Source organism: Streptomyces sp. NPDC054813 (genome assembly GCF_053611365.1).
On sequence record NZ_JBSHAF010000009.1, the window covers coordinates 291,733 to 309,958 of the forward strand.

General features: G+C 71.6%; 18 protein-coding genes. 7 read left to right on the forward strand and 11 right to left on the reverse strand.

Annotated elements, in window-relative coordinates; translation table 11 throughout:
• The first annotated feature begins 169 nt into the window (after nt 1-169).
• The 4 genes from ACWGJB_RS20650 (at nt 170) to ACWGJB_RS20665 (ending at nt 5,351) form a co-directional block, all read left to right on the forward strand.
• Nucleotides 170-2,083 (forward strand): hypothetical protein, encoded by a 1,914-nt coding sequence (locus tag ACWGJB_RS20650; RefSeq protein WP_453381579.1) that lies wholly within the window; start codon nt 170-172, stop codon nt 2,081-2,083.
• Nucleotides 2,084-2,206: 123 nt separating this feature from the next.
• Nucleotides 2,207-2,881: a hypothetical protein gene (locus tag ACWGJB_RS20655; RefSeq protein ID WP_453381580.1), complete on the forward strand. Its 675-nt coding sequence runs from the start codon at nt 2,207-2,209 to the stop codon at nt 2,879-2,881.
• A 235-nt stretch (nt 2,882-3,116) separates the two neighbouring features.
• Nucleotides 3,117-4,295 carry a 4-hydroxybenzoate 3-monooxygenase gene (locus ACWGJB_RS20660; RefSeq protein ID WP_453381581.1) on the forward strand — a complete coding sequence of 393 codons (1,179 nt, stop codon included), beginning with the start codon at nt 3,117-3,119 and terminating at the stop codon, nt 4,293-4,295.
• A 195-nt stretch (nt 4,296-4,490) separates the two neighbouring features.
• On the forward strand, nt 4,491-5,351 hold the full coding sequence (locus ACWGJB_RS20665) for a Bax inhibitor-1/YccA family protein (RefSeq protein ID WP_450765604.1): 861 nt from the start codon (nt 4,491-4,493) through the stop codon (nt 5,349-5,351).
• Between the two features lie 76 nt (nt 5,352-5,427).
• On the opposite strand, the gene ACWGJB_RS20670 is transcribed toward ACWGJB_RS20665, so the two are convergent.
• Nucleotides 5,428-5,658, reverse strand: a complete 231-nt coding sequence (locus ACWGJB_RS20670) for a DUF4287 domain-containing protein (RefSeq protein WP_351706537.1) — start codon at nt 5,656-5,658, stop codon at nt 5,428-5,430.
• Between the two features lie 118 nt (nt 5,659-5,776).
• Here ACWGJB_RS20670 and ACWGJB_RS20675 point away from each other — a divergent pair, with 118 nt between their 5' ends.
• A complete protein-coding gene (locus ACWGJB_RS20675; protein ID WP_453381582.1) occupies nt 5,777-6,088 on the forward strand; it encodes a hypothetical protein in 312 nt (103 codons plus the stop codon).
• A gap of 185 nt (nt 6,089-6,273) precedes the next feature.
• Here ACWGJB_RS20675 and ACWGJB_RS20680 read toward each other — a convergent pair whose 3' ends face one another.
• The 3 genes from ACWGJB_RS20680 to ACWGJB_RS20690 all read right to left on the reverse strand — a co-directional run bounded on the left by ACWGJB_RS20680 (nt 6,274) and on the right by ACWGJB_RS20690 (nt 9,910).
• Nucleotides 6,274-7,068 carry a hypothetical protein gene (locus tag ACWGJB_RS20680; protein ID WP_453381583.1) on the reverse strand — a complete coding sequence of 265 codons (795 nt, stop codon included), beginning with the start codon at nt 7,066-7,068 and terminating at the stop codon, nt 6,274-6,276.
• Between the two features lie 304 nt (nt 7,069-7,372).
• Nucleotides 7,373-8,593, reverse strand: a complete 1,221-nt coding sequence (locus tag ACWGJB_RS20685; protein WP_453381584.1) for an acetyl-CoA C-acetyltransferase — start codon at nt 8,591-8,593, stop codon at nt 7,373-7,375.
• A gap of 258 nt (nt 8,594-8,851) precedes the next feature.
• Nucleotides 8,852-9,910: an SGNH/GDSL hydrolase family protein gene (locus ACWGJB_RS20690; protein WP_453381585.1), complete on the reverse strand. Its 1,059-nt coding sequence runs from the start codon at nt 9,908-9,910 to the stop codon at nt 8,852-8,854.
• A gap of 150 nt (nt 9,911-10,060) precedes the next feature.
• Here ACWGJB_RS20690 and ACWGJB_RS20695 point away from each other — a divergent pair, with 150 nt between their 5' ends.
• Complete coding sequence (locus tag ACWGJB_RS20695; RefSeq protein WP_450765611.1) at nt 10,061-11,452, forward strand: cystathionine beta-synthase; 1,392 nt, start codon at nt 10,061-10,063, stop codon at nt 11,450-11,452.
• A gap of 341 nt (nt 11,453-11,793) precedes the next feature.
• Here the strand turns inward: ACWGJB_RS20695 and ACWGJB_RS20700 are convergent, their stop codons facing one another.
• Nucleotides 11,794-12,624: a helix-turn-helix transcriptional regulator gene (locus ACWGJB_RS20700; RefSeq protein WP_453381586.1), complete on the reverse strand. Its 831-nt coding sequence runs from the start codon at nt 12,622-12,624 to the stop codon at nt 11,794-11,796.
• 146 nt (nt 12,625-12,770) lie between these two features.
• Between ACWGJB_RS20700 and ACWGJB_RS20705 the strand changes: the two genes are divergently transcribed.
• Nucleotides 12,771-13,532, forward strand: a complete 762-nt coding sequence (locus ACWGJB_RS20705) for an SDR family oxidoreductase (RefSeq protein WP_453381587.1) — start codon at nt 12,771-12,773, stop codon at nt 13,530-13,532.
• 16 nt (nt 13,533-13,548) lie between these two features.
• Here ACWGJB_RS20705 and ACWGJB_RS20710 read toward each other — a convergent pair whose 3' ends face one another.
• The 6 genes from ACWGJB_RS20710 to ACWGJB_RS20735 form a co-directional block, all read right to left on the reverse strand.
• Nucleotides 13,549-13,956 (reverse strand): hypothetical protein, encoded by a 408-nt coding sequence (locus ACWGJB_RS20710; protein ID WP_453381588.1) that lies wholly within the window; start codon nt 13,954-13,956, stop codon nt 13,549-13,551.
• 72 nt (nt 13,957-14,028) lie between these two features.
• Entirely contained in the window at nt 14,029-14,715 is a 687-nt protein-coding gene (locus ACWGJB_RS20715; RefSeq protein WP_453381589.1) for a carbonic anhydrase, read from the reverse strand.
• Nucleotides 14,716-14,862: 147 nt separating this feature from the next.
• Nucleotides 14,863-15,792: an ABC transporter substrate-binding protein gene (locus ACWGJB_RS20720; RefSeq protein WP_453381590.1), complete on the reverse strand. Its 930-nt coding sequence runs from the start codon at nt 15,790-15,792 to the stop codon at nt 14,863-14,865.
• A gap of 9 nt (nt 15,793-15,801) precedes the next feature.
• Nucleotides 15,802-16,464, reverse strand: a complete 663-nt coding sequence (locus ACWGJB_RS20725; RefSeq protein WP_453381591.1) for an ABC transporter permease — start codon at nt 16,462-16,464, stop codon at nt 15,802-15,804.
• A 1-nt stretch (nt 16,465) separates the two neighbouring features.
• On the reverse strand, nt 16,466-17,107 hold the full coding sequence (locus ACWGJB_RS20730; protein ID WP_351706500.1) for an ABC transporter permease: 642 nt from the start codon (nt 17,105-17,107) through the stop codon (nt 16,466-16,468).
• Nucleotides 17,104-18,138 (reverse strand): ABC transporter ATP-binding protein, encoded by a 1,035-nt coding sequence (locus ACWGJB_RS20735; RefSeq protein ID WP_453381592.1) that lies wholly within the window; start codon nt 18,136-18,138, stop codon nt 17,104-17,106. The genes ACWGJB_RS20730 and ACWGJB_RS20735 overlap by 4 nt, the downstream gene beginning before the upstream one ends.
• Nucleotides 18,139-18,226: the final 88 nt, after the last annotated feature.

The following is an 18,226-nucleotide window of genomic DNA, read 5'->3' on the forward strand; positions in this document are numbered from 1 at the left end:
CCACCACCCCTCGGGGCCCTCCCCCCCCGCCCCCCCCCCCCACCCCAACCGCGCCCCCCCCCCCCCCCGGGGCGCCCCCCCCCCCCCCCCCGGGGGGGCCCCCCCGCGCCCGGCGCCGGACCGGCGCCAAGGGGGGGAACTGCATGCGGGATCCGGGGGGAGACCACACATGACGGTGCTCGGAGACGGGACCGCCGCACTGTACGACACGGGCCCGGTGCCCGGACCCGGCGGCTGGCCGGTCACCTACGAGCAGGTCGCGACGGGCAACCTGCCGGTGGTCGACCCGCCGTCGCCGATCCCGAGGCTGAGCGCGGGACTGCGGTTGCACGGCGAGTACCAGGGGTCGGGATTCACCGAGCCCAAGTACATCGCCCGTCGGGGGGACGGGCAGGTCGTGCAGCTGTCCAGGCTGCTGTACCTGGTGGCGTCGTCGGTCGACGGCGTCCGCGATGCCGAGGCCATCGCCCACCGGGTCAGCGCCCGCTTCGGCCGCGAGATCAGCGGGGAGAACATCCGCTACCTCGTCGAGAAGAAGCTCGAACCGCTGGGAGTGACGGTCCCGGAGGGTCAGGAGGACGACGAGGTCGACGCCCCGCGCTCCGACCTGCTGCTCGCCCTCAAGGGCCACCGGGTGATCTTCGACGAGCGGCGTACGGCGAAGATCGCCCGTTCGCTGGCCTGGCTGCACCGACCGGTGGTGGTGGCACTGGTGCTGGCCGCGGTCGTCGGCATGGACGTCTGGCTGTTCGGGTTCTTCGGGGCGATAGAACCCGTCCTGGAGGTGCTCGACCAGCCCGTCCTGATCCTCGTCGTCTTCGTGCTCACCGTGGCCTCCCTCGTCTTCCACGAGTTCGGCCACGCCTCCGCGTGCAGATACGGCGGAGCCCGCCCCGGCTGTATCGGGTGCGGGCTCTTCCTCATCTGGCCCTCGATGTACACCGACGTCACCGACGTCTACCGGATCGGCCGGGCCGGCCGGCTCCGCACCGACCTCGGCGGCGTCTACTTCAACATCGTCTTCATGCTGGCCATGGCCGGTGCCTACTTCGCCACCGGGGCACAGTTCTTCCTGGCCACGGTCTACCTCGGGCACTTCGAGATCCTGGAACAGCTGATGCCGGCCGTACGGCTGGACGGCTACTACATCCTCGGCGACCTGGCCGGGGTCCCGGACCTGTACGGCAAGATCAAGCCGATCCTGCTGGCCCTGGTGCCGGGGCCGCGGGGGGACAAGGCCCGCGAGGAGGTCGCCGGGCTGAAGAAGTCGGCGCGTGCCATCGTCGCCACCTGGGTGCTGACGATGGTCCCGCTGATCATCGGCGAACTCGGGTACGCGCTGTGGAACCTGCCGCGGATCCTCACCACCATGACCCGTTCCCTGACCGAGCAACTCGTCGGCACCGGCTCGGCGTTCGTGGACGGGAAGATCGTCGAGGGGCTGGTCGGGACCATCGGCAGCGTGATGCTGCTGTGCCCGATGGCCGGCGTCGTCTATCTGTCCGTGAAGATCGGCGGGCGGATCATCCGGGCCGCCAAACGCACCACCGCGGGCCGGCCGAGGCTCAGGCTCGCGGTCTGCGCCCTCGCTCTCGCCGGGCTCACCGGTCTCAGCTATGCCTGGGTCTCCGGGGTGACGCCGAAGCCGCTGCCCAAGCAGCCGCCGATCGCGCCGATCCTGCAGCCGGGGGTGCCGACCGAGGCACCGCCGGCCCGGCAGGCCACGACCCCGGACCGCCCGACGGGATCCGGCAGCCCGTCGGACCCGGCGGCCGGTGCGCCGGCCGTCTCGGCCGGGGCGAGCGCCGGGCCCTCGCCGACGGAGTCCTCGCGCCAGGCGTCCGCCTCGGCGTCGCCGTCCGCCTCGGTACCCGGCGGTCCCGGCGACGGTGCCTCCAGGTCGCCGGTGCCGTCCAGCGGGGGAACGGTCGCCGATCCGGTGCCCTCGCCCTCCGACGGGCCCGGCACGACGGAGCCCGAGCCGTCGCCCACGCCGTCGGAGAGCGTCCCGGTGTCCCCGACGCCCAGCCCGTCCCCGCCGCCGGCCAGCGACTCGCCCAGCCCGGCCCCGGCCACGTCCTGACGAGCGGCCCCGGGCCGTCGTACGGCCACCGCGCGGGCCGGTTGGCCGGCCACCACCACGCGGCCGGCCGGCGCACGGCCACCGAACCACCTACCGCAGAAGCACAGGAGCACTGGAGCATCCATGAGCAGTCACCGAAAACCACGCACCACCTCAGGTCCGCTCACCCGGCGGGCCGTCCGGATCGGCCTGTTCGCCGCCGGGGTCGCCGGCGCGGCCACCGCCCTGCCCGCACAGGCGGCCACCGCCGTGCCGCACGCCGCGGTCGCCTCCGACCATGTCTTCAGCCACGCCGACCGCGGCCACCACACCCAGGTCCGGGACTCGTTCACGGTCCGTCAGTTCGGCAAGGTCAACGCCGCCGCCGTACGCAACCAGGCCAACGCCGTCTCGGCCGGCTGCTCGGCGGACGACCACTGCCGTTCGGTCGCGCTGTCCTTCCAGATCGTCACGGTCGCCGGGGAGCACACCCGGCTGAACGCGGTGAACCTCAGCGACGCCGCCAACAAGGAGTGCACGGGCTGCCAGACCCTGGCCGGTGCCTACCAGTTCGTGGTCGCCACGCCCAACCCGCTGCTGCTCGACGCCACCGCGCGGGGCAAGCTCGCCGACATCCACCGCCGACTCGACGAGCTGAGCCGCTCCACGCTCCCCGCCGACGAGTTGCGCACGCAGGCCGACGGGCTTGCCGCCGAGGTCACCACCGTCCTGCACGACGCGGTCGCGAACGCCCCGAAGGGCGACCCGCGCACCGATGTCACCATGCACCGCCACCTGGACGGCTGGCCGGGCCGCTGACCCCCGCCCCACCGCTCCGCGCACCGGCCGCCCGGCCCACCACCGCCTCCGGCGGCCCGGGGGGCCGGCCGCCCCGGGCGCCCGGGCCCGGGGCCGGGCCTTGACAGGGGGGAGGCGCGGACGGAGACTCGGAAGAACGTGGTGAAGTAAATTTCACCAGACGAACAGGCGAACCAGGTGAACGCCGCAGTCTCCGCAGCGGGCGACGACGCCCCGTCCACGGAAGGAACGACCGATGCGCACCACCGTCGGCATCATCGGAGCCGGACCCGCCGGGCTCCTGCTCGCCCGGCTGCTGCACAACGCCGGCATCGACTCGGTCGTCCTGGAGAGCCGCGACCGCTCCTACGTGGAACACCGCCAGCGCGCCGGGATCCTGGAGCAGGGCACGGTGGACGTGCTGCGCGCGGCGGGCGCCGGGGAGCGGATGGACCGCGAGGGCCTGCGCCACGACGGCATCGAGCTGCGGTTCGCCGGACAGCGCCACCGCGTGGACTTCCCCGGGCTCACCGGCGGGCGGTCCGTGACGGTCTACGCCCAGACCGAGGTCTGCAAGGACCTCATCGCCCTCCAGCTCAAGGAGGGCGGGCCGCTGCTCTTCGAGGCGGAGGCGCTGGCGGTGGAGGGCGCCGAGAGCGAGCGGCCGCGGGTGCGGTTCCGGCACGAGGGGCGGGAGGACGTGCTGGAGTGCACGTACGTCGTCGGCTGCGACGGCTTCTGGGGGGTGGCCCGCGGCGCGTTCCCCGAGTCCCTCTCCCGGGTCTTCGAGCGCACCTACCCCTACGCCTGGCTGGGCATCCTCGCCGATGTCGCCCCCTCCCACGACGAGCTGGTCTACGCCCGCCACGACCGCGGCTTCGCCCTCCTGTCGATGCGCTCCCCGTCCGTCTCCCGCCTCTACCTCCAGGTCCCGGCCGACACGGACGCCGAGGACTGGACCGACGAGGCGATCTGGGACGAGCTGGAACGGCGCTTGGAGACCGACGACGCCTGGCGCCTCGCGCGCGGGCCGATCACCCAGAAGTCGGTCACACCCATGCGGTCGTACGTCCACGAGCCCATGCGGCACGGCCGGGTCCTCCTCGCCGGGGACGCCGCCCACATCGTGCCGCCGACCGGCGCCAAGGGGCTGAACCTCGCCGTCGGTGACGTCGTCACCCTCGCCCGCGCCCTCGCCCACGAGCGGGAGACGGGCTCGCCCGAGCTCCTGGAGACCTACTCGGCGACCTGCCTGCGCCGGGTCTGGCAGGCCGAGCGGTTCTCCTACGACATGACGACCCTGCTGCACCGCGGCCCCGGGGACACCCCCTTCGACGCCCGGCTCCAGCTGGCCCGGCTCGGCCGGATCGCCTCCTGCCGGGCGGCCGAGACCGACCTGGCGGAGGCGTACACGGGCTTCCCGCTGGATGCCTGAGGCATCTCCGGCCGGTTCCGGCCGTGTAGCGACTCGGTCATGGAATGAAGCCCTCCATGGCCGGGAATGAGGGGTCCGCGTAGCGTGTTGCGCAGCACGGCGAGGGAAAGATCCTCCCCAGGTACTAGGGTCATCCTTTTGCCAATCCATTACTCTTGACGCCAAGGCCACGCAGCGTGGCCATGGAGGAGCGAAATGAGGAGCAGTAACCCGGTCTTCTCGCGACGGGGGTTCAGCCGCGACAACGGCTACGCGGGCTTCAACACCGCGCCGCAGGCCGGGTACGCACAGGGCAACCCCTACGCGCAGAACCCGTACGCGAACAACCCCTACGCCCAGCAGGACGTCCAGCAGGGCGCCCCGCCGCAGGCCCCGGCCACCACCGGCCGGATGACCATGGACGACGTGGTCCTGCGCTCGGCGATGACGCTGGGCACGGTCGCCGTCGGCGCGGCCCTCGCCTGGGCTCTGCTGCCGGTCTCCAGCACCAGCTACGGCCTGGCCTTCGGCTCCGCGATCGTGGCGATGGTCCTGGCCCTGATCCAGAGCTTCAAGCGCACCCCGGTGCCCGCGCTGATCCTGGGATACGCCGCCTTCGAGGGCGTCTTCCTCGGCGTGATCAGCGAGATGTACAACAGCCGGTGGAGCGGTGCCCCGTTCCAGGCGGTGCTCGGCACCATGGCGGTCACGGCCGCGACCCTGCTGGTCTACAAGGCCGGCTGGATCCGCGTCACCGCCCGCTACGCCCGCGTCGGCATGGCCATCGCCATCGCCTTCGTGCTGGTGATGGCGGTCAACCTGCTGCTGGTCGCGTTCGGCGTCGCCGAGAACGGCGGGCTGCGCAGCTTCGGTCCGCTCGGCGCGATCGTCGGCATCATCGCGATCCTGCTCGGCGCGTTCTTCCTGACCCTCGACTTCAAGCAGATCGAGGACGGCATCGCGTACGGCGCCCCGAAGAACGAGGCCTGGCTGGCCGCGTTCGGCCTCACCCTGACGCTGGTGTGGATCTACGTCGAGATGCTGCGCCTGGTGGCGATCTTCAGCAGCAACGACTAGCGGTACGACCTTCTCTCGCAAGAGAGCCGAGAAGGGCCCCGGGGCACCCCCGGGGCCCTTCGTCGTCTGTGCGCGCCTAGAGAAGTTTGCGCGCGGCCCTCCTCAGGTCGTACTCGTGGATCAACGCCTTCGCGTGGCCGTACGCGAGGTTGTGCTCGTGGCGGAGCCAGCTGACCTTCTCCTCGAAGCGGAAGAGGGAAGGGCCTTCGGCGACGGTACGCAGCCAGTCGGACACTTCACGACCGGTGCAGTGGGGGATGCGGGCGAGCATGTTGCGATGGGTCTCCTCGGAGAAGACTTGGGACATCGGCGCCTCCGGTGCGCAAAGGGGGTTGTAGCCGGTCCTTCACGTCACCGTGCCTGAGTGTTGGCGTGTTGGCAACAGTCGGGACAGGACAGCCGACGTCAGGCGTTACGCTCACGGCGTGGTTGATACGACGCCTCTTACCCGTGCCGTGGAGCATTTCGCCGACAAGTTGAGGGCGGCGCCGCAGAGTCGGCTGCAGAGGGGGGCGGCCGCGGAGGCGCTGGCGCTGGCCAGGCAGTTGGCCGACTGGGCGCAGGATGTCGAGGAGCCGGGCGGCGAGGCCCGGGAGATGCCGGACGCGGGGATGTTCGCGGTCGCCGACCAAATCACGGTGGCCGGGAACGACTTGGCGGTGGTGCTGAGGAGCGACGCCGAGGTGGGGGACGCGGTGCGCCTGGTGGAAGAGGCCCAGAAGAAGGCGGGGGTCTGAGGGCGGCGGTGCGTTGCCGGGTGCGGGTGCGTGGGGGTTGCTCGCGCAGTTCCCCGCGCCCCGGAAGGGGCGCTCGCCGCAACGCCCTGCTGTCAGGGGCGCAGGGCTGTATCTGATATGCGGCTCCGCCGCGTGGGCGCGACCAGCCACGACGGTCCCGCACCCGACCACGCACCCTCAGCGGCTCAGAGCGACGCTATGACCCGGTCCGCCAGGATGTACACGTTCTCCTCGCCGCACGCGAACGTCAGCGTGTAGGCGCCGGAGATCCCCGACCCGCCCAGCAGGTACGGCGTCTCGCCCGCGCTCAGCGCCGCGGCCAGCCGTTCCGCCGTCTCCCGGTGCCCCGGCGTCATGCACAGCGTCGTGCCGTCGGCGAAGACATAGACGTCCAGCGTGCCCAGCGGCCCCGGGCGCACGTCGGAGAGCTCGACCTGGGACTCGGCCAGCTGTTCCAGCGTCGCGACCGTGCGCTCATGGTCGTTCACCACCGGCGACTGCACGGGTACGAAGTCCGGGTGGGACGGGTGGCGGCGGCGGGCCGCGGCCAGCTCCGGCGACTCGGCGGCGGCGCCCCCGGCGAAGTCGTCGGCCTCCGTCGCCTGCTCGGCGACCGGCTCCAGGCCCACGAAGTCGCTGTGCCGGGGCAGGAACGGCTCACCGTCCGCCAGGCCCAGCAGCGAAGGCGTGTCGGAGGCGTCACGCACCTCCTGCGCGGCCCAGAAGGCCCGCGCCTCGGCCAGCTCCCGCTCCCGCTCCTCGGCCAGCGCCTCGGCCACGGCGGCGCGTATCTGCTCGGCGTCCGCATGACTGCGGGCGGCCGGCAGCAGCGCGCGCATCGCGGCGGCCTGGTTCTGGGCAAGCTGGGTGTGCAGCTCGGCGACCTGGCGGCGCAGCTTCAGCACACTGCGCAGGACAGCGACGCCCACGGCGCCCGTGGCGGCCGTGGTGAGCAGCAAGGCGATCGGCATGGCGCTCACTGACGTACTCCCGGTTCAAAGTCGACCCCCGACTTCCTACATCAGCTTGAAGGGCGGACTATCAAGCTGTCAGTGCGTAACGTCACGAAAGGGACAGGACTTTGACCCTCGGGTTTGGTTGGGCGACCCGGCTGACCTGCGGTGATATATCCGCAGAGGGAGATAGGTCACATCCTGGGGGAGATTGGATCACAAATCGGCCCGGTGTTCGGAGTTTTCTCGAACACCGGGCCGTGGTGTCACGGTGGGTTCCGTGACGGTCACTCAGGGATCACTCGGAGGTTGCTCGGGGCCCTGCGGTGGCTCAGCTCAGGCGCTCGATGACCATCGCCATGCCCTGGCCGCCGCCGACGCACATCGTCTCCAGGCCGAACTGCTTGTCGTGGAACTGGAGGGAGTTGATGAGCGTGCCGGTGATCCGGGCGCCGGTCATGCCGAAGGGGTGGCCGACGGCGATGGCGCCGCCGTTCACGTTCAGCTTCTCCAGCGGGATGTTCAGGTCGCGGTAGGAGGGGATCACCTGGGCGGCGAACGCCTCGTTGATCTCGAACAGGTCGATGTCGTCGACGGTCAGACCGGCGCGGCGCAGGGCCTGCTGCGAGGCCTCCACCGGGCCGAGGCCCATGATCTCCGGGGAGAGGCCGGTGACGCCGGTCGACACGATCCGGGCGAGCGGGGTCAGGCCGAGCTCGCGGGCCTTGGTGTCGGACATGATGATCACGGCGGCGGCGCCGTCGTTCAGCGGGCAGCAGTTGCCGGCCGTGACCAGGCCGTCGGGGCGGAAGACCGGCTTCAGGCCGGCCACGCCCTCCATGGTGACGCCGGCGCGCGGGCCGTCGTCCTTGCTGACCACCGTGCCGTCGGGGAGGGTCACCGGGGTGATCTCGCGCTCCCAGAAGCCGTTCTTGATGGCTTCCTCGGCGAGGTTCTGGGAGCGGACGCCGAACTCGTCCATGTCCTGGCGGGTGACGCCCTTGACGCGGGCCAGGTTCTCGGCGGTCTGGCCCATCGCGATGTACGGGTCGGGGACCAGGCCGTCCTCGCGCGGGTCGTGCCAGGTGGAGCCGGTGGACGCGGCGGTGGCGGCGGTCCGGGCCTGGGCGTCGGCGAAGATCGGGTTGGTGGTGTCCGGGAGGCCGTCGGAGCTGCCCTTGACGAACCGGGAGACCGTCTCGACACCGGCCGAGATGAACACGTCGCCCTCGCCGGCCTTGATGGCGTGCAGCGCCATGCGGCTGGTCTGGAGGGACGAGGAACAGTAACGGGTGATCGTGCAGCCGGGGAGGTGGTCCATGCCCATCTGTACGGCGACGATCCGGCCGAGGTTGTAGCCCTGCTCGCCGCCGGGGAGGCCGCAGCCGAGCATCAGGTCGTCGATGTCCCTGGGGTCGAGCTCGGGGACCTTGGCGAGGGCGGCCTGGATGATGGTCGCGGTGAGGTCGTCGGGGCGCAGGTCCTTCAGGGAGCCCTTGACGGCACGGCCGATCGGGGAACGGGCGGTCGAGACGATGACGGCTTCGGGCATCTCACGGCTCCAGTGGCGTGCGGGATTGACAGGGCTGCTTGGGAAGTTACCCGCACGTATGTCGTTGGTCACCGGTACCGCGGTGTGACACTGGCCGCACTTTCTAAGCGCTTGCTTTTTGTGTGGCCGTTCCGGTCTTCGTCCGCGGCGCCGTCGTGGCCGTTCGCGCAGTTCCCCGCGCCCCTTTCGGGGCGCCTCATGCGGAGGCCCGTGACAGGTCCCCCACCCGTCCCGCGCCCAGCTCGCCGTCTCCCGGTTCTAGTCGGTTCTGGCGGCCCTCGACCCCGCCTCTTCGGAAGCCGGGTCGGTCGGGAGGGTGGGCGGCTCGTCGACCTGGTGGCGCCGGCGGCGTTTGAGCAGGGCCCACGGTCCCCGCGGCCCCGTCGGCATCGCCGCCGTGACCTCCGTGCCGGCCTCCGCCGCCGCCTCCGCCGCCGCACGGGCGACCGGGAGGAAACCCTCGCGGCGGGTGACGTCGGGGCGCTCCTCCTCCGCCGGCCACAGGCCGAGGGCCGCGCAGACCGTGGGGAGCACCGCCATCGCCGCCGTGGCGTAGCCCTCCGCCGAGGGGTGGTAGTTGTCGGGGCCGAAGAGTTCGCGGGGGTTCGCGGCGAACTCGGGGCCCAGCAGGTCGCCCAGCGACACCGTGCGGCCGCCCTGCTCCACCGTGCCGATCGTCTGGGCCGCCGCCAGCTGGCGCGACGCCCGCCGGGCCAGCCAGCGCAGCGGCTGTCGTACCGGCTCGATCGTGCCCAGGTCGGGACAGGTGCCGACCACCACCTCCGCGCCCGCGGTGCGCAGCCGTCGTACCGCCGCCGAGAGATGGCGCACCGAGCGGGTCGGCGGCATGCGGCGGGTGACGTCGTTCGCGCCGATCATGATCACGCAGACGTCGGGGGGCGGCGGGGCCGAGCCCAGGACCAGCGCCACCTGGCGGTCCAGGTCGTCGGACTGGGCGCCGGGCTGGGCCACGTTGGTGAACTCGACCGGGCGTTCGGCCACCGCCGCGAGGCCCGACGCCAGCAGCGCGCCCGGCGTCTGCGCGGCCCGGTGCACGCCCTGCCCCGCCGCCGTGGAGTCGCCGAGCATCGTCAGGCGCAGCGGGGGCTCACCGGTGCCGTACGTGTCGCCGTAGCGGCCGTCCGCCGCCGGTACCCGGCCGCCGCTGTTGCCGTTGTTCACCCGGGTCCTGGCCATCCGGACCTCGGCCAGCACCAGGCCCACCGCGGCCGCGCCGACCAGCCCGATCCCGCCTCCGCCGTACGCCGCCCCGGCCGCGATCCGCCGGGCCACCCGTGCCCTAGACATGCTCGACATACGTTGCAGCCACCTCCTCGTTGCCCGTACATCCACTCCTTGCCCCGTACCGGCCGTCCGCCAATCTCAACGGTGAGTGAACCTCCGAAGCGGGCCTTAGGCTGGCGGCACCACCAGGACCACTTCTTTTGAAAGCAACCGGAGACAACGGTGCGATTCCACGACTCGATGATCAGCCTCGTCGGCAACACCCCGCTGCTGAGGCTCAACAGCGTCACCCAGGGCATCCAGGCCACCGTGCTCGCCAAGGTCGAGTACTTCAACCCGGGCGGCTCCGTGAAGGACCGCATCGCCCTGCGGATGATCGAGGCCGCCGAAAAGAGCGGGGAGCTTCAGCCCGGCGGGACCATTGTCGAGCCGACCAGCGGAAACACCGGGGTGGGGCTGGCGATCGTGGCCCAGCAGAAGGGGTACAAGTGCATCTTCGTGTGCCCCGACAAGGTCAGCACCGACAAGATCAACGTGCTGCGGGCGTACGGCGCCGAGGTGGTCGTCTGCCCCACCGCCGTCGATCCCGAGCACCCGGACTCGTACTACAACGTCTCCGACCGGCTCGTCCGGGAGACCCCCGGCGCCTGGAAGCCGGACCAGTACTCCAACCCGAACAACCCCCTTTCGCACTATCACTCGACCGGCCCCGAGCTGTGGGAGCAGACGGAGGGGAAGATCACCCATTTCGTGGCGGGCGTGGGCACCGGCGGCACCATCTCCGGCACCGGCCGCTACCTGAAGGACGCCAGCGACGGCCGGGTCCAGGTGATCGGCGCGGACCCGGAGGGCTCCGTGTACTCCGGCGGGTCCGGGCGGCCGTACCTCGTCGAGGGCGTCGGTGAGGACTTCTGGCCCACCGCCTACGACCGGACCGTCGCCGACGAGATCGTCGCGGTGTCCGACAAGGACTCCTTCCAGATGACCCGGCGACTGGCCAAGGAGGAGGGCCTCCTGGTCGGCGGCTCCTGCGGCATGGCGGTCGTGGCCGCGCTGCGGGTGGCCGAGCGGCTCGGCCCGGACGACGTCGTCGTCGTCCTGCTGCCGGACAGCGGCCGCGGCTACCTCAGCAAGATCTTCAACGACGAGTGGATGGCCGACTACGGCTTCCTGGAGGACGAGGGCCCCAGCGCCCGCGTCGCCGACGTGCTGAGCGACAAGGCCGGCGGCTCCATCCCCTCCCTCGTCCACATGCACCCGGAGGAGACCGTCGGGGAGGCCATCGAGGTGCTGCGCGAGTACGGCGTCTCGCAGATGCCGGTCGTCAAGCCGGGCGCCGGGCACCCGGACGTGATGGCCGCCGAGGTCGTCGGCTCGGTCGTCGAACGGGAGCTGCTCGACGCGCTGTTCAGCAAGCGGGCCTCCCTGCAGGACCCGCTGGAGAAGCACATGAGCGCGCCGCTGCCGCAGGTCGGCTCCGGTGAGCCGGTCGGCGACCTGATGTCGGTGCTGGGCGCGGCGGACGCGGCGATCGTCCTCGTCGAGGGCAAGCCCAAGGGCGTCGTCAGCCGGCAGGACCTGCTGGCGTTTCTCGCCAAGGGCGGCAAGCACTAGCGAACGTCCGGTGAACCGGCCGTGACACCGGGGAACTTGCTGTCCGCTGTCCAAGCGGTGGACTTCGCGGAAGTGGTACGAGCGTGTCACGTCCACGCAGCACACGCTTAACACGGGTCCGGCACATTGGTGGGTGTCGGCAGGGCGGGAGCGGCTCCCCGCCTCGGCCGACACCGAACGTCCAAGGACCTCCGGAGCGGCTCCCGGACCTCCATGGACGCTTGGACGTGAGACCCGGCCCTGACCCGGTCCATGTCCCTCGCGGGGACCGCCGTCGTCCCGCCCCCCGGTAACGGGGGTGCGGCGGTCCCCGCGCATTACTTTTCCCGGCTCGGCTCGGCTCAGCCGGTCGTCGCCCAGCTCCCCAGCAGCGCAAGCCGTTCCGCCGTCTCCGAACCCCGTTCCGGGGTGTACGCCACGACCGTCTGGTCCGGGGCCGTCGGGACCGTGAGGGTCTCGTAGGGGAGGGTGAGCAGTCCGGCCACCGGGTGCTGGATGCGCTTCACGCCGTACGCGCACTCCTTGACCTCGTGGTCCGCCCACAGCCGGCGGAAGTCCGCGCTCTTCAGGGACAGTTCGCCGATCAGCGCGGCCATGCGGGGGTCGTCGGGGTGGCGGCCCGCGTCGATCCGCAGGTTCGCCACGGTCTGGGCCGCGACGGCCGCCCAGTCGGGGTAGAAGCCCTCGGCCGCCGGGTTGAGGAAGACCTGGCGCGGCACGTTGCGCTCGGCCGGGGCGAGCGCGCTGAAGCCGTTCACCGCGTCGCCGAGCGCGTTCCAGGCGAGCACGTCCATCCGGCGGCCCAGCACGAACGCGGCCGTCCGGTCCATGCCGTCCAGCAGCAGCTGCACACCGGGGCGCACGCGCGGGCCGGCGGGGTGCCTGGCGCGCTTGGTGTCCTTGCCCGGGCGGGCCACCGTCCGCAGATAGGCGTGTTCGGTCTCGTCCAGGCGCAGGACGCGGGCGATCGCGTCCAGCACCGCGTCAGAGACGCTCGGGCCGCGCCCCTGCTCCAGCCGGATGTAGTAGTCGACGCTCACGCCCGCGAGCTGCGCCACTTCCTCGCGGCGCAGGCCCGGCACCCGGCGCCGCCCGTGCGTGGGCAGCCCCACCCCCTCGGGCCGGATCCGGGCGCGGCGCGAGCGCAGAAAGTCTCCGAGTTCCCCGTCCATGGGTTCGATCGTAGGGGAGCGGTGGGCTTCCAACCTGGTTCTGCCAGACCCAGGAAAAGCGCATCCCTGGGTAGGGCGCCCGGACCCGGCGAGGGTGGAGACACGCCACCGGGACCGGCCCGGCGGCCCTCTTCAGGGAGTACCTCATGTCGTACGACAACCTGTCCGGGCGTACCGCCGTCGTCACCGGGGCCGCCAGCGGGATCGGAGCGGCCGTCGCCCTGCGGCTCGCCGGGTCGGGCGCCCGGGTGGCACTGCTGGCCCGACGCGCGGACCGGCTGGAGACGGTCGTGGAGAAGATCCGGGCGGGCGGCGGACAGGCCCTCGCCGTGGTCGCCGACGTCACCGACGACGCGTCGGTGCGGGCCGCCGCGGACGCCGTGCACGAGGCCTTCGGGACCGTCGATCTCGTCGTCAACAACGCCGGCGTCATGCTGCCCCACCCGGTCGACGACGGCCGGATCGACGAGTGGCAGCGCATGATCGACACCAATGTGACCGGTGTGCTGCGGGTGCTCCGCGCCTTCACCGGGGACCTGGTGGAAGCCGCGGCGCAGGGCCGTACCGCCGATCTCGTCAATGTGTCGTCCATCGGCGCGCACGCCGTCTTCCCCACCTACGCGGTGTACGGCGCCACCAAGGCCGCCGTCACCCATCTCTCGCAGCTGCTGCGCACCGAGTTCGGGCCGCGTGACGTGCGGGTCACCAATGTCGAGCCGGGGCTGACGGAGACCGAACTGGCCGACCACATCGGGTCGGCCGAACTGAGGGAGCAACTGGGCGGCATGTTTGAGGGGATGGGCTCGCTGGCCGCCGAGGACGTCGCCGACCTGGTGGGCTATGTGACGAGCCGGCCCCGCCACGTCAACCTGCGCCAGGTCGTGGTGCTGCCGACCCGGCAGGTGTGACCTGCGGGGGCGCGGGTCAGTTCTCGCGGTCGGAGCGGTGGAACATGCCCGGGTTGAGGCGGACCGCCTGGGCCATGTTCACGCCGACGATGCCGAGCCAGGTGGCGATCAGGCCGGTCGTGCCGCCGAACGTGCCGCCGAGCGCCGACAGCGGGACCGCCAGCACCAGCGAGACGATCGCGAAACCGAACCGCTCTCCCCAGGAGTCGGTGCCCTTGCCGCGCCGCGTGCTCCGGGCCACCTGGAGCTGCTGCTCGGCCAGGGTCCTGCGCAGCCGGCGCTCCACGGCACCGTCGATGCGCTGGTCGATCTTCTCCAGGAAGGAGTCGGCCAGCTCCGACTCGTACTCGGGCCCCAGTTCCCTGCGGGCGTGCAGGGTGGCGTCGAGTTCCTTCTTCAGGTCGGTGTCATGCGCGTCCGTCATGGAGCCCACGGTAGGGAGCCGGGACGCCCGGCGCACTGGGGTAAGCCCCCGCAATTCTCCGGGGGCCCGCCCTCAGGGCAGCAGCGACACCAGCCCGCTGTCCAGGTCGAACCGTGCCGCCACCACCGACGCCCCGCCGAACGCGGGGTCCGCCCGGATCGCGTCCCGCACCCACGCGGTGTGCGCCCGCAGTGTGTGCTCGGCCCAGTCGCCGGGCAGCGCCCTGGTGCGGCGGGCGGCCGGGGCGATCTCCTCGACGAGGAGTTCCAGGTGGCCGGGGACGGGCGCGCCGGTGCGCAGCCGGCCCAGGGTGGCGGCGACGGCCCCGCAGCGCTCGTGGCCGAGCACCACGACCAGCTGGACGCGCAGCTCCTCCACGCCGTACTGGATCGAACCGAGCACGGCCTCGTCCAGCACCTGCCCGGCCGTCCTTATGCACAGCAGGTCGCCGAGCCCCTGGTCGAAGACCAGCTCGGGGACGACCCGGGAGTCGATGCAGCCGAGGACGACGGCGAACGGGTGCTGTCCGCCGGCCAGCAGCCGGCGGTGGCCGGCGATGTCGTGCGGGCGGCGCGGCCGGCCGGCCGCGTACCGCCGGTTGCCGGCGAGGAGTTCGTCCAGTGCGGCGCCGGCGGTGGCGGGAGCGGGGGCGCCCGGTCGGCCGGTGCCGGCCGTCGCCGGGGTGGGGGCGACCGCCAGCGCGCCGACGGCGGTTGCGGTTGCGGTGGCGGTCAGAAAGGCCCTGCGGTTCGAGGCCATGACGCTTCCTCAGAGTTCACAGAGATCCGGTGCGGTGCTGTTGACACCTCCTCACCGTAAGCACACGTCTGGTCACTCCGTGTGCCTGTTTGCGGACATTTGGTACTTCCGTCGTCAGGTCATCGATCTTGCGATACGGCTTCGTGATCAGGTCAGCCCGTGCTGCTTGGCGTAGGCGTCCGCCACGTCCTCCGGGTCCTTCTTGTCGTTGTCCACCTGGCTGTTGAGCTCGGTGAGCTGCTCGGTGGTGAGGAGGTTGCCGAGCCGGGCGAGGGCCTTGCGGACGGTGGAGTCGGCCTTGCGGTCGGCGATCAGCGGGACGATGTGCTGGCTGGGGATCAGGTTCTTCGGGTCGGCCAGCACCACCCAGTCGTTCGCGGCGATGTCGGTGTCGGTGGTGAAGAGGTTCGCCACGTCCACGTCGCCCTTCTTCAGGGCGCCCTTGACCAGCGGTCCGTCCGAGTCCAGCGACTTGAACTCCTTGAACTGGACGCCGTACACGTCCTGCAGCCCGACCGCGCCCACCCGCCGCTTCTTCACCTCGGGCGCCGCGCCGATGACCAGCCTGCCGTTCTGCTTGGCCAGGTCGGCCAGCGAGGTCAGGCCGTACTTCTGTGCGGTCGCCCGGGTGACGACGAAGCAGTCGGAGTCGGCCGCCTGCCCGTACGGCAGTACCTGGAGGCCGCCGGGCAGGGCGATCGCCAGCGCGTTCTGCATGGTGCCAGGGTCCGCCGAGGTGTCCTTCGGGGCCAGGTAGTTGAGGAGGGCGCCCTGGTACTCGGGCAGCAGATCGATGTCGCCGGCCTTGAGCGCGGGGATCACGATCTCCCGGGTGCCGAGGTTGGGGCGGACCTTCACCTTCACCCCGGCGGCCTTGAGGGCGGCCGCGTAGAGGTAGCCGAGCACCTGGTTCTCGGTGAAGTTGGCGGTGCCGATGGTGATCCCGCTCTTGCTGGAGCCGCCGCCGGCGGCCGAACCGCTGCTCTCGTTCAGGGAGGTGATGCCGCTGGAGCAGGCGGAGAGGGTGGGGACGGAGGCCGCCGCGAGGAGGCCGCCGAGGAGCGTACGTCGGTTCATCGAGGGTCCCTAGGCAGTGCGGTGGCGGAAAAGGAAGCGCTGGAGGCTGCTGAGGAGCAGGTCGAGGGCGATGGCGACGACGGCGACCAGTACCGCGCCGCCGAGCACCTGGACGAGGTCGCGCTGGGCGAGTCCGTCGAAGACGTAGCGGCCGAGGCCGCCGAAGGAGACGTAGGCGGCGATGGTCGCGGTGGCCACGACCTGGATGAGCGCGAGGCGCAGGCCCGTCATGATCAGCGGGAGCGCCAGCGGCAGCTCGACCTGGAAGAGGACCTGGTGGCCGCGCATGCCCTGGCCGCGGGCGGCGTCGCGGACGTCCGGGTCGACGGCCGTCATCCCGGCGTAGGTGTTGGTGACGATCGCCGGTACGGCGAGGGCGACCAGCGCCACGTACACCGGCAGCATCGACAGACCGCCGGCCAGGAAGACCAGGACGACCAGGCCGACGGTGGGCAGCGCGCGGCCGAAGGACGCCAGGTTGATGGCGACGAACGCGCCCTTGCCGGTGTGCCCGATGAGCAGGCCGATCGGGAGGCCGATCGCGGCGGCGATCAGGGTCGCGAGCAGCGAGTACTGGAGGTGCTCGGCGAGGCGGTGGGCGATGCCGTCGGAGCCGGCCCACTGGGAGCCGCTGGTCAGCCAGGTGCCGAGGTTCTTGAAGAGTTCGAACATGTCAGGCTCGCCTCCGCCGCCACGGGGTCAGTACGTACTGGAGGGCCACCAGCAGGGCGTCGGCGACCACCGCGAGCAGGATCGTGAGCACCACGCCGGCGATCACCGGGGTCGGGAAGTCGCGCTGGAAGCCGTCGGTGAAGAGCTGGCCGAGGCCGCCGTCGCCGATGTAGGTGGCGACGCTCACGAGCGAGATGGACATGACCGTGGCGATCCGGACGCCCGCCATGATCACCGGGAGGGCCAGCGGGAACTCGACCGTGAGGAGGGTGCGCAGCGGGCGGGTGCCCATCGCCTTGGCCGCCTCCTTGGTCTTCGCGGGGACCGAGTCCAGGCCCTCGACCGTGTTCCGCAGCAGCACGACCAGCGTGTAGACGGTGAGGCCGATGACCGTGGTGGTGCGGGTCAGGCCGCTGATCGGCAGCAGCAGGACGAAGATCGCGATCGACGGGATCGTGAAGAGCACGTTGGACAGGCCGAGCAGGAAGCCGCGCAGCGGGCGGACCCGGTGGGCGAGGACCGCGAGCGGGAGCGAGATCAGCAGGCCGAGGAGGACCGCGGTCATCGCCGCCTGGAGATGGGAGAACGTGAGGCTGGTGAGGTCGTCGGTGTGGTCGCCTATCCACGACCAGTCGATGGTCATGCCGCCACCACCCGGGCCTCGGTGTGCGCCTGGCCGGCGTGCGCGTGGATGTCGTCGCGGGACGAGACGCCGGTGAGGACGCCGTCCGCGTCGACCCGGGCTACGAGCCCGGTGGGGGAGGCGATCGACTCGTCGAGCGCCGCCAGCAGGGAGTCGCCGTCCTTGAGGGGCCGCAGGGGGAGTTCGGCGTCCTTGGACCGCCAGTGCAGGGGCTTGCCCGCCGGGTCGAGCGCCAGGGTCCAGCCGCCCTGGGGTGCCGGACCCTGCGGGACGTCGGCGAGGGTCTTGAGGGACAGCAGCTTCAGTCCCCTCTCCGCGCCCAGGAAGTCGGCCACGAAGTCGTCGGCCGGGCGGGCCAGCAGCTCGGCGGGCGGCGCGCACTGGACGAGATGGCCGCCGGTGCGGAAGACGGCGATCCGGTCGCCGAGCCGGACCGCCTCGTCGATGTCGTGCGTGACGAAGACGATGGTCTTGTTCAACTCCTTCTGGAGCCGGAGCAGTTCGTCCTGGAGCTGGGCGCGGACCACCGGGTCGACCGCGCCGAACGGCTCGTCCATCAGCAGCACCGGCGGGTCGGCGGCGAGGGCACGGGCCACGCCGACGCGCTGCTGCTGACCGCCGGAGAGCTGGTGCGGGTACCGCTTGCCGGAGTCGGCGGCCAGGCCCACGGTCTCCAGGAGTTCGGCGGCGCGGGCGCGGGCCTTCTTCCGGTTCCAGCCGAGCAGCAGCGGGACGGTGGCGATGTTGTCGAGCACCGTGCGGTGCGGGAAGAGCCCGGCCTGCTGGATGACGTACCCGATGGAGCGGCGCAGCTCGGCCGCGTCCTGTTCGAGGACGTCCTTGCCGCCGACCCGGATGGTGCCGGAGGTCGGGTCGACCATCCGGTTGATCATCCGCAGAGTGGTGGTCTTGCCGCAGCCGGAGGAGCCGACGAGGACGGTCACCCCGCCCTCCGGCATCTCCAGGGAGAGATCGTGGACTGCTGTCGTGCCGTTGGGGAAGCGCTTGTGGACCGCGTCGAACTGGATCATGAGATGTCCCTTGCCCGGCTGTATAACGTCATGCAGAGTTCTTCGTAGATGAATAGCTTGTCAACGGTCTGGCGTTAATCCGAGGTAA

What these genes read in the sequence shown, in the direction of transcription:
- ACWGJB_RS20705 (WP_453381587.1), top strand. Translation starts at nt 12,771, where the DNA reads ATGTCGTACGACAACCTGTCCGGGCGTACCGCCGTCGTCACCGGGGCC.
- ACWGJB_RS20655 (WP_453381580.1), top strand. Translation starts at nt 2,207, where the DNA reads ATGAGCAGTCACCGAAAACCACGCACCACCTCAGGTCCGCTCACCCGG.
- ACWGJB_RS20730 (WP_351706500.1), bottom strand. Translation starts at nt 17,107, where the DNA reads ATGACCATCGACTGGTCGTGGATAGGCGACCACACCGACGACCTCACC.
- ACWGJB_RS20700 (WP_453381586.1), bottom strand. Translation starts at nt 12,624, where the DNA reads ATGGACGGGGAACTCGGAGACTTTCTGCGCTCGCGCCGCGCCCGGATC.
- ACWGJB_RS20670 (WP_351706537.1), bottom strand. Translation starts at nt 5,658, where the DNA reads ATGTCCCAAGTCTTCTCCGAGGAGACCCATCGCAACATGCTCGCCCGC.
- ACWGJB_RS20710 (WP_453381588.1), bottom strand. Translation starts at nt 13,956, where the DNA reads ATGACGGACGCGCATGACACCGACCTGAAGAAGGAACTCGACGCCACC.
- ACWGJB_RS20735 (WP_453381592.1), bottom strand. Translation starts at nt 18,138, where the DNA reads ATGATCCAGTTCGACGCGGTCCACAAGCGCTTCCCCAACGGCACGACA.
- ACWGJB_RS20685 (WP_453381584.1), bottom strand. Translation starts at nt 8,593, where the DNA reads ATGCCCGAAGCCGTCATCGTCTCGACCGCCCGTTCCCCGATCGGCCGT.
- ACWGJB_RS20650 (WP_453381579.1), top strand. Translation starts at nt 170, where the DNA reads ATGACGGTGCTCGGAGACGGGACCGCCGCACTGTACGACACGGGCCCG.
- ACWGJB_RS20725 (WP_453381591.1), bottom strand. Translation starts at nt 16,464, where the DNA reads ATGTTCGAACTCTTCAAGAACCTCGGCACCTGGCTGACCAGCGGCTCC.
- ACWGJB_RS20660 (WP_453381581.1), top strand. Translation starts at nt 3,117, where the DNA reads ATGCGCACCACCGTCGGCATCATCGGAGCCGGACCCGCCGGGCTCCTG.
- ACWGJB_RS20715 (WP_453381589.1), bottom strand. Translation starts at nt 14,715, where the DNA reads ATGGCCTCGAACCGCAGGGCCTTTCTGACCGCCACCGCAACCGCAACC.
- ACWGJB_RS20665 (WP_450765604.1), top strand. Translation starts at nt 4,491, where the DNA reads ATGAGGAGCAGTAACCCGGTCTTCTCGCGACGGGGGTTCAGCCGCGAC.
- ACWGJB_RS20720 (WP_453381590.1), bottom strand. Translation starts at nt 15,792, where the DNA reads ATGAACCGACGTACGCTCCTCGGCGGCCTCCTCGCGGCGGCCTCCGTC.
- ACWGJB_RS20690 (WP_453381585.1), bottom strand. Translation starts at nt 9,910, where the DNA reads ATGTCGAGCATGTCTAGGGCACGGGTGGCCCGGCGGATCGCGGCCGGG.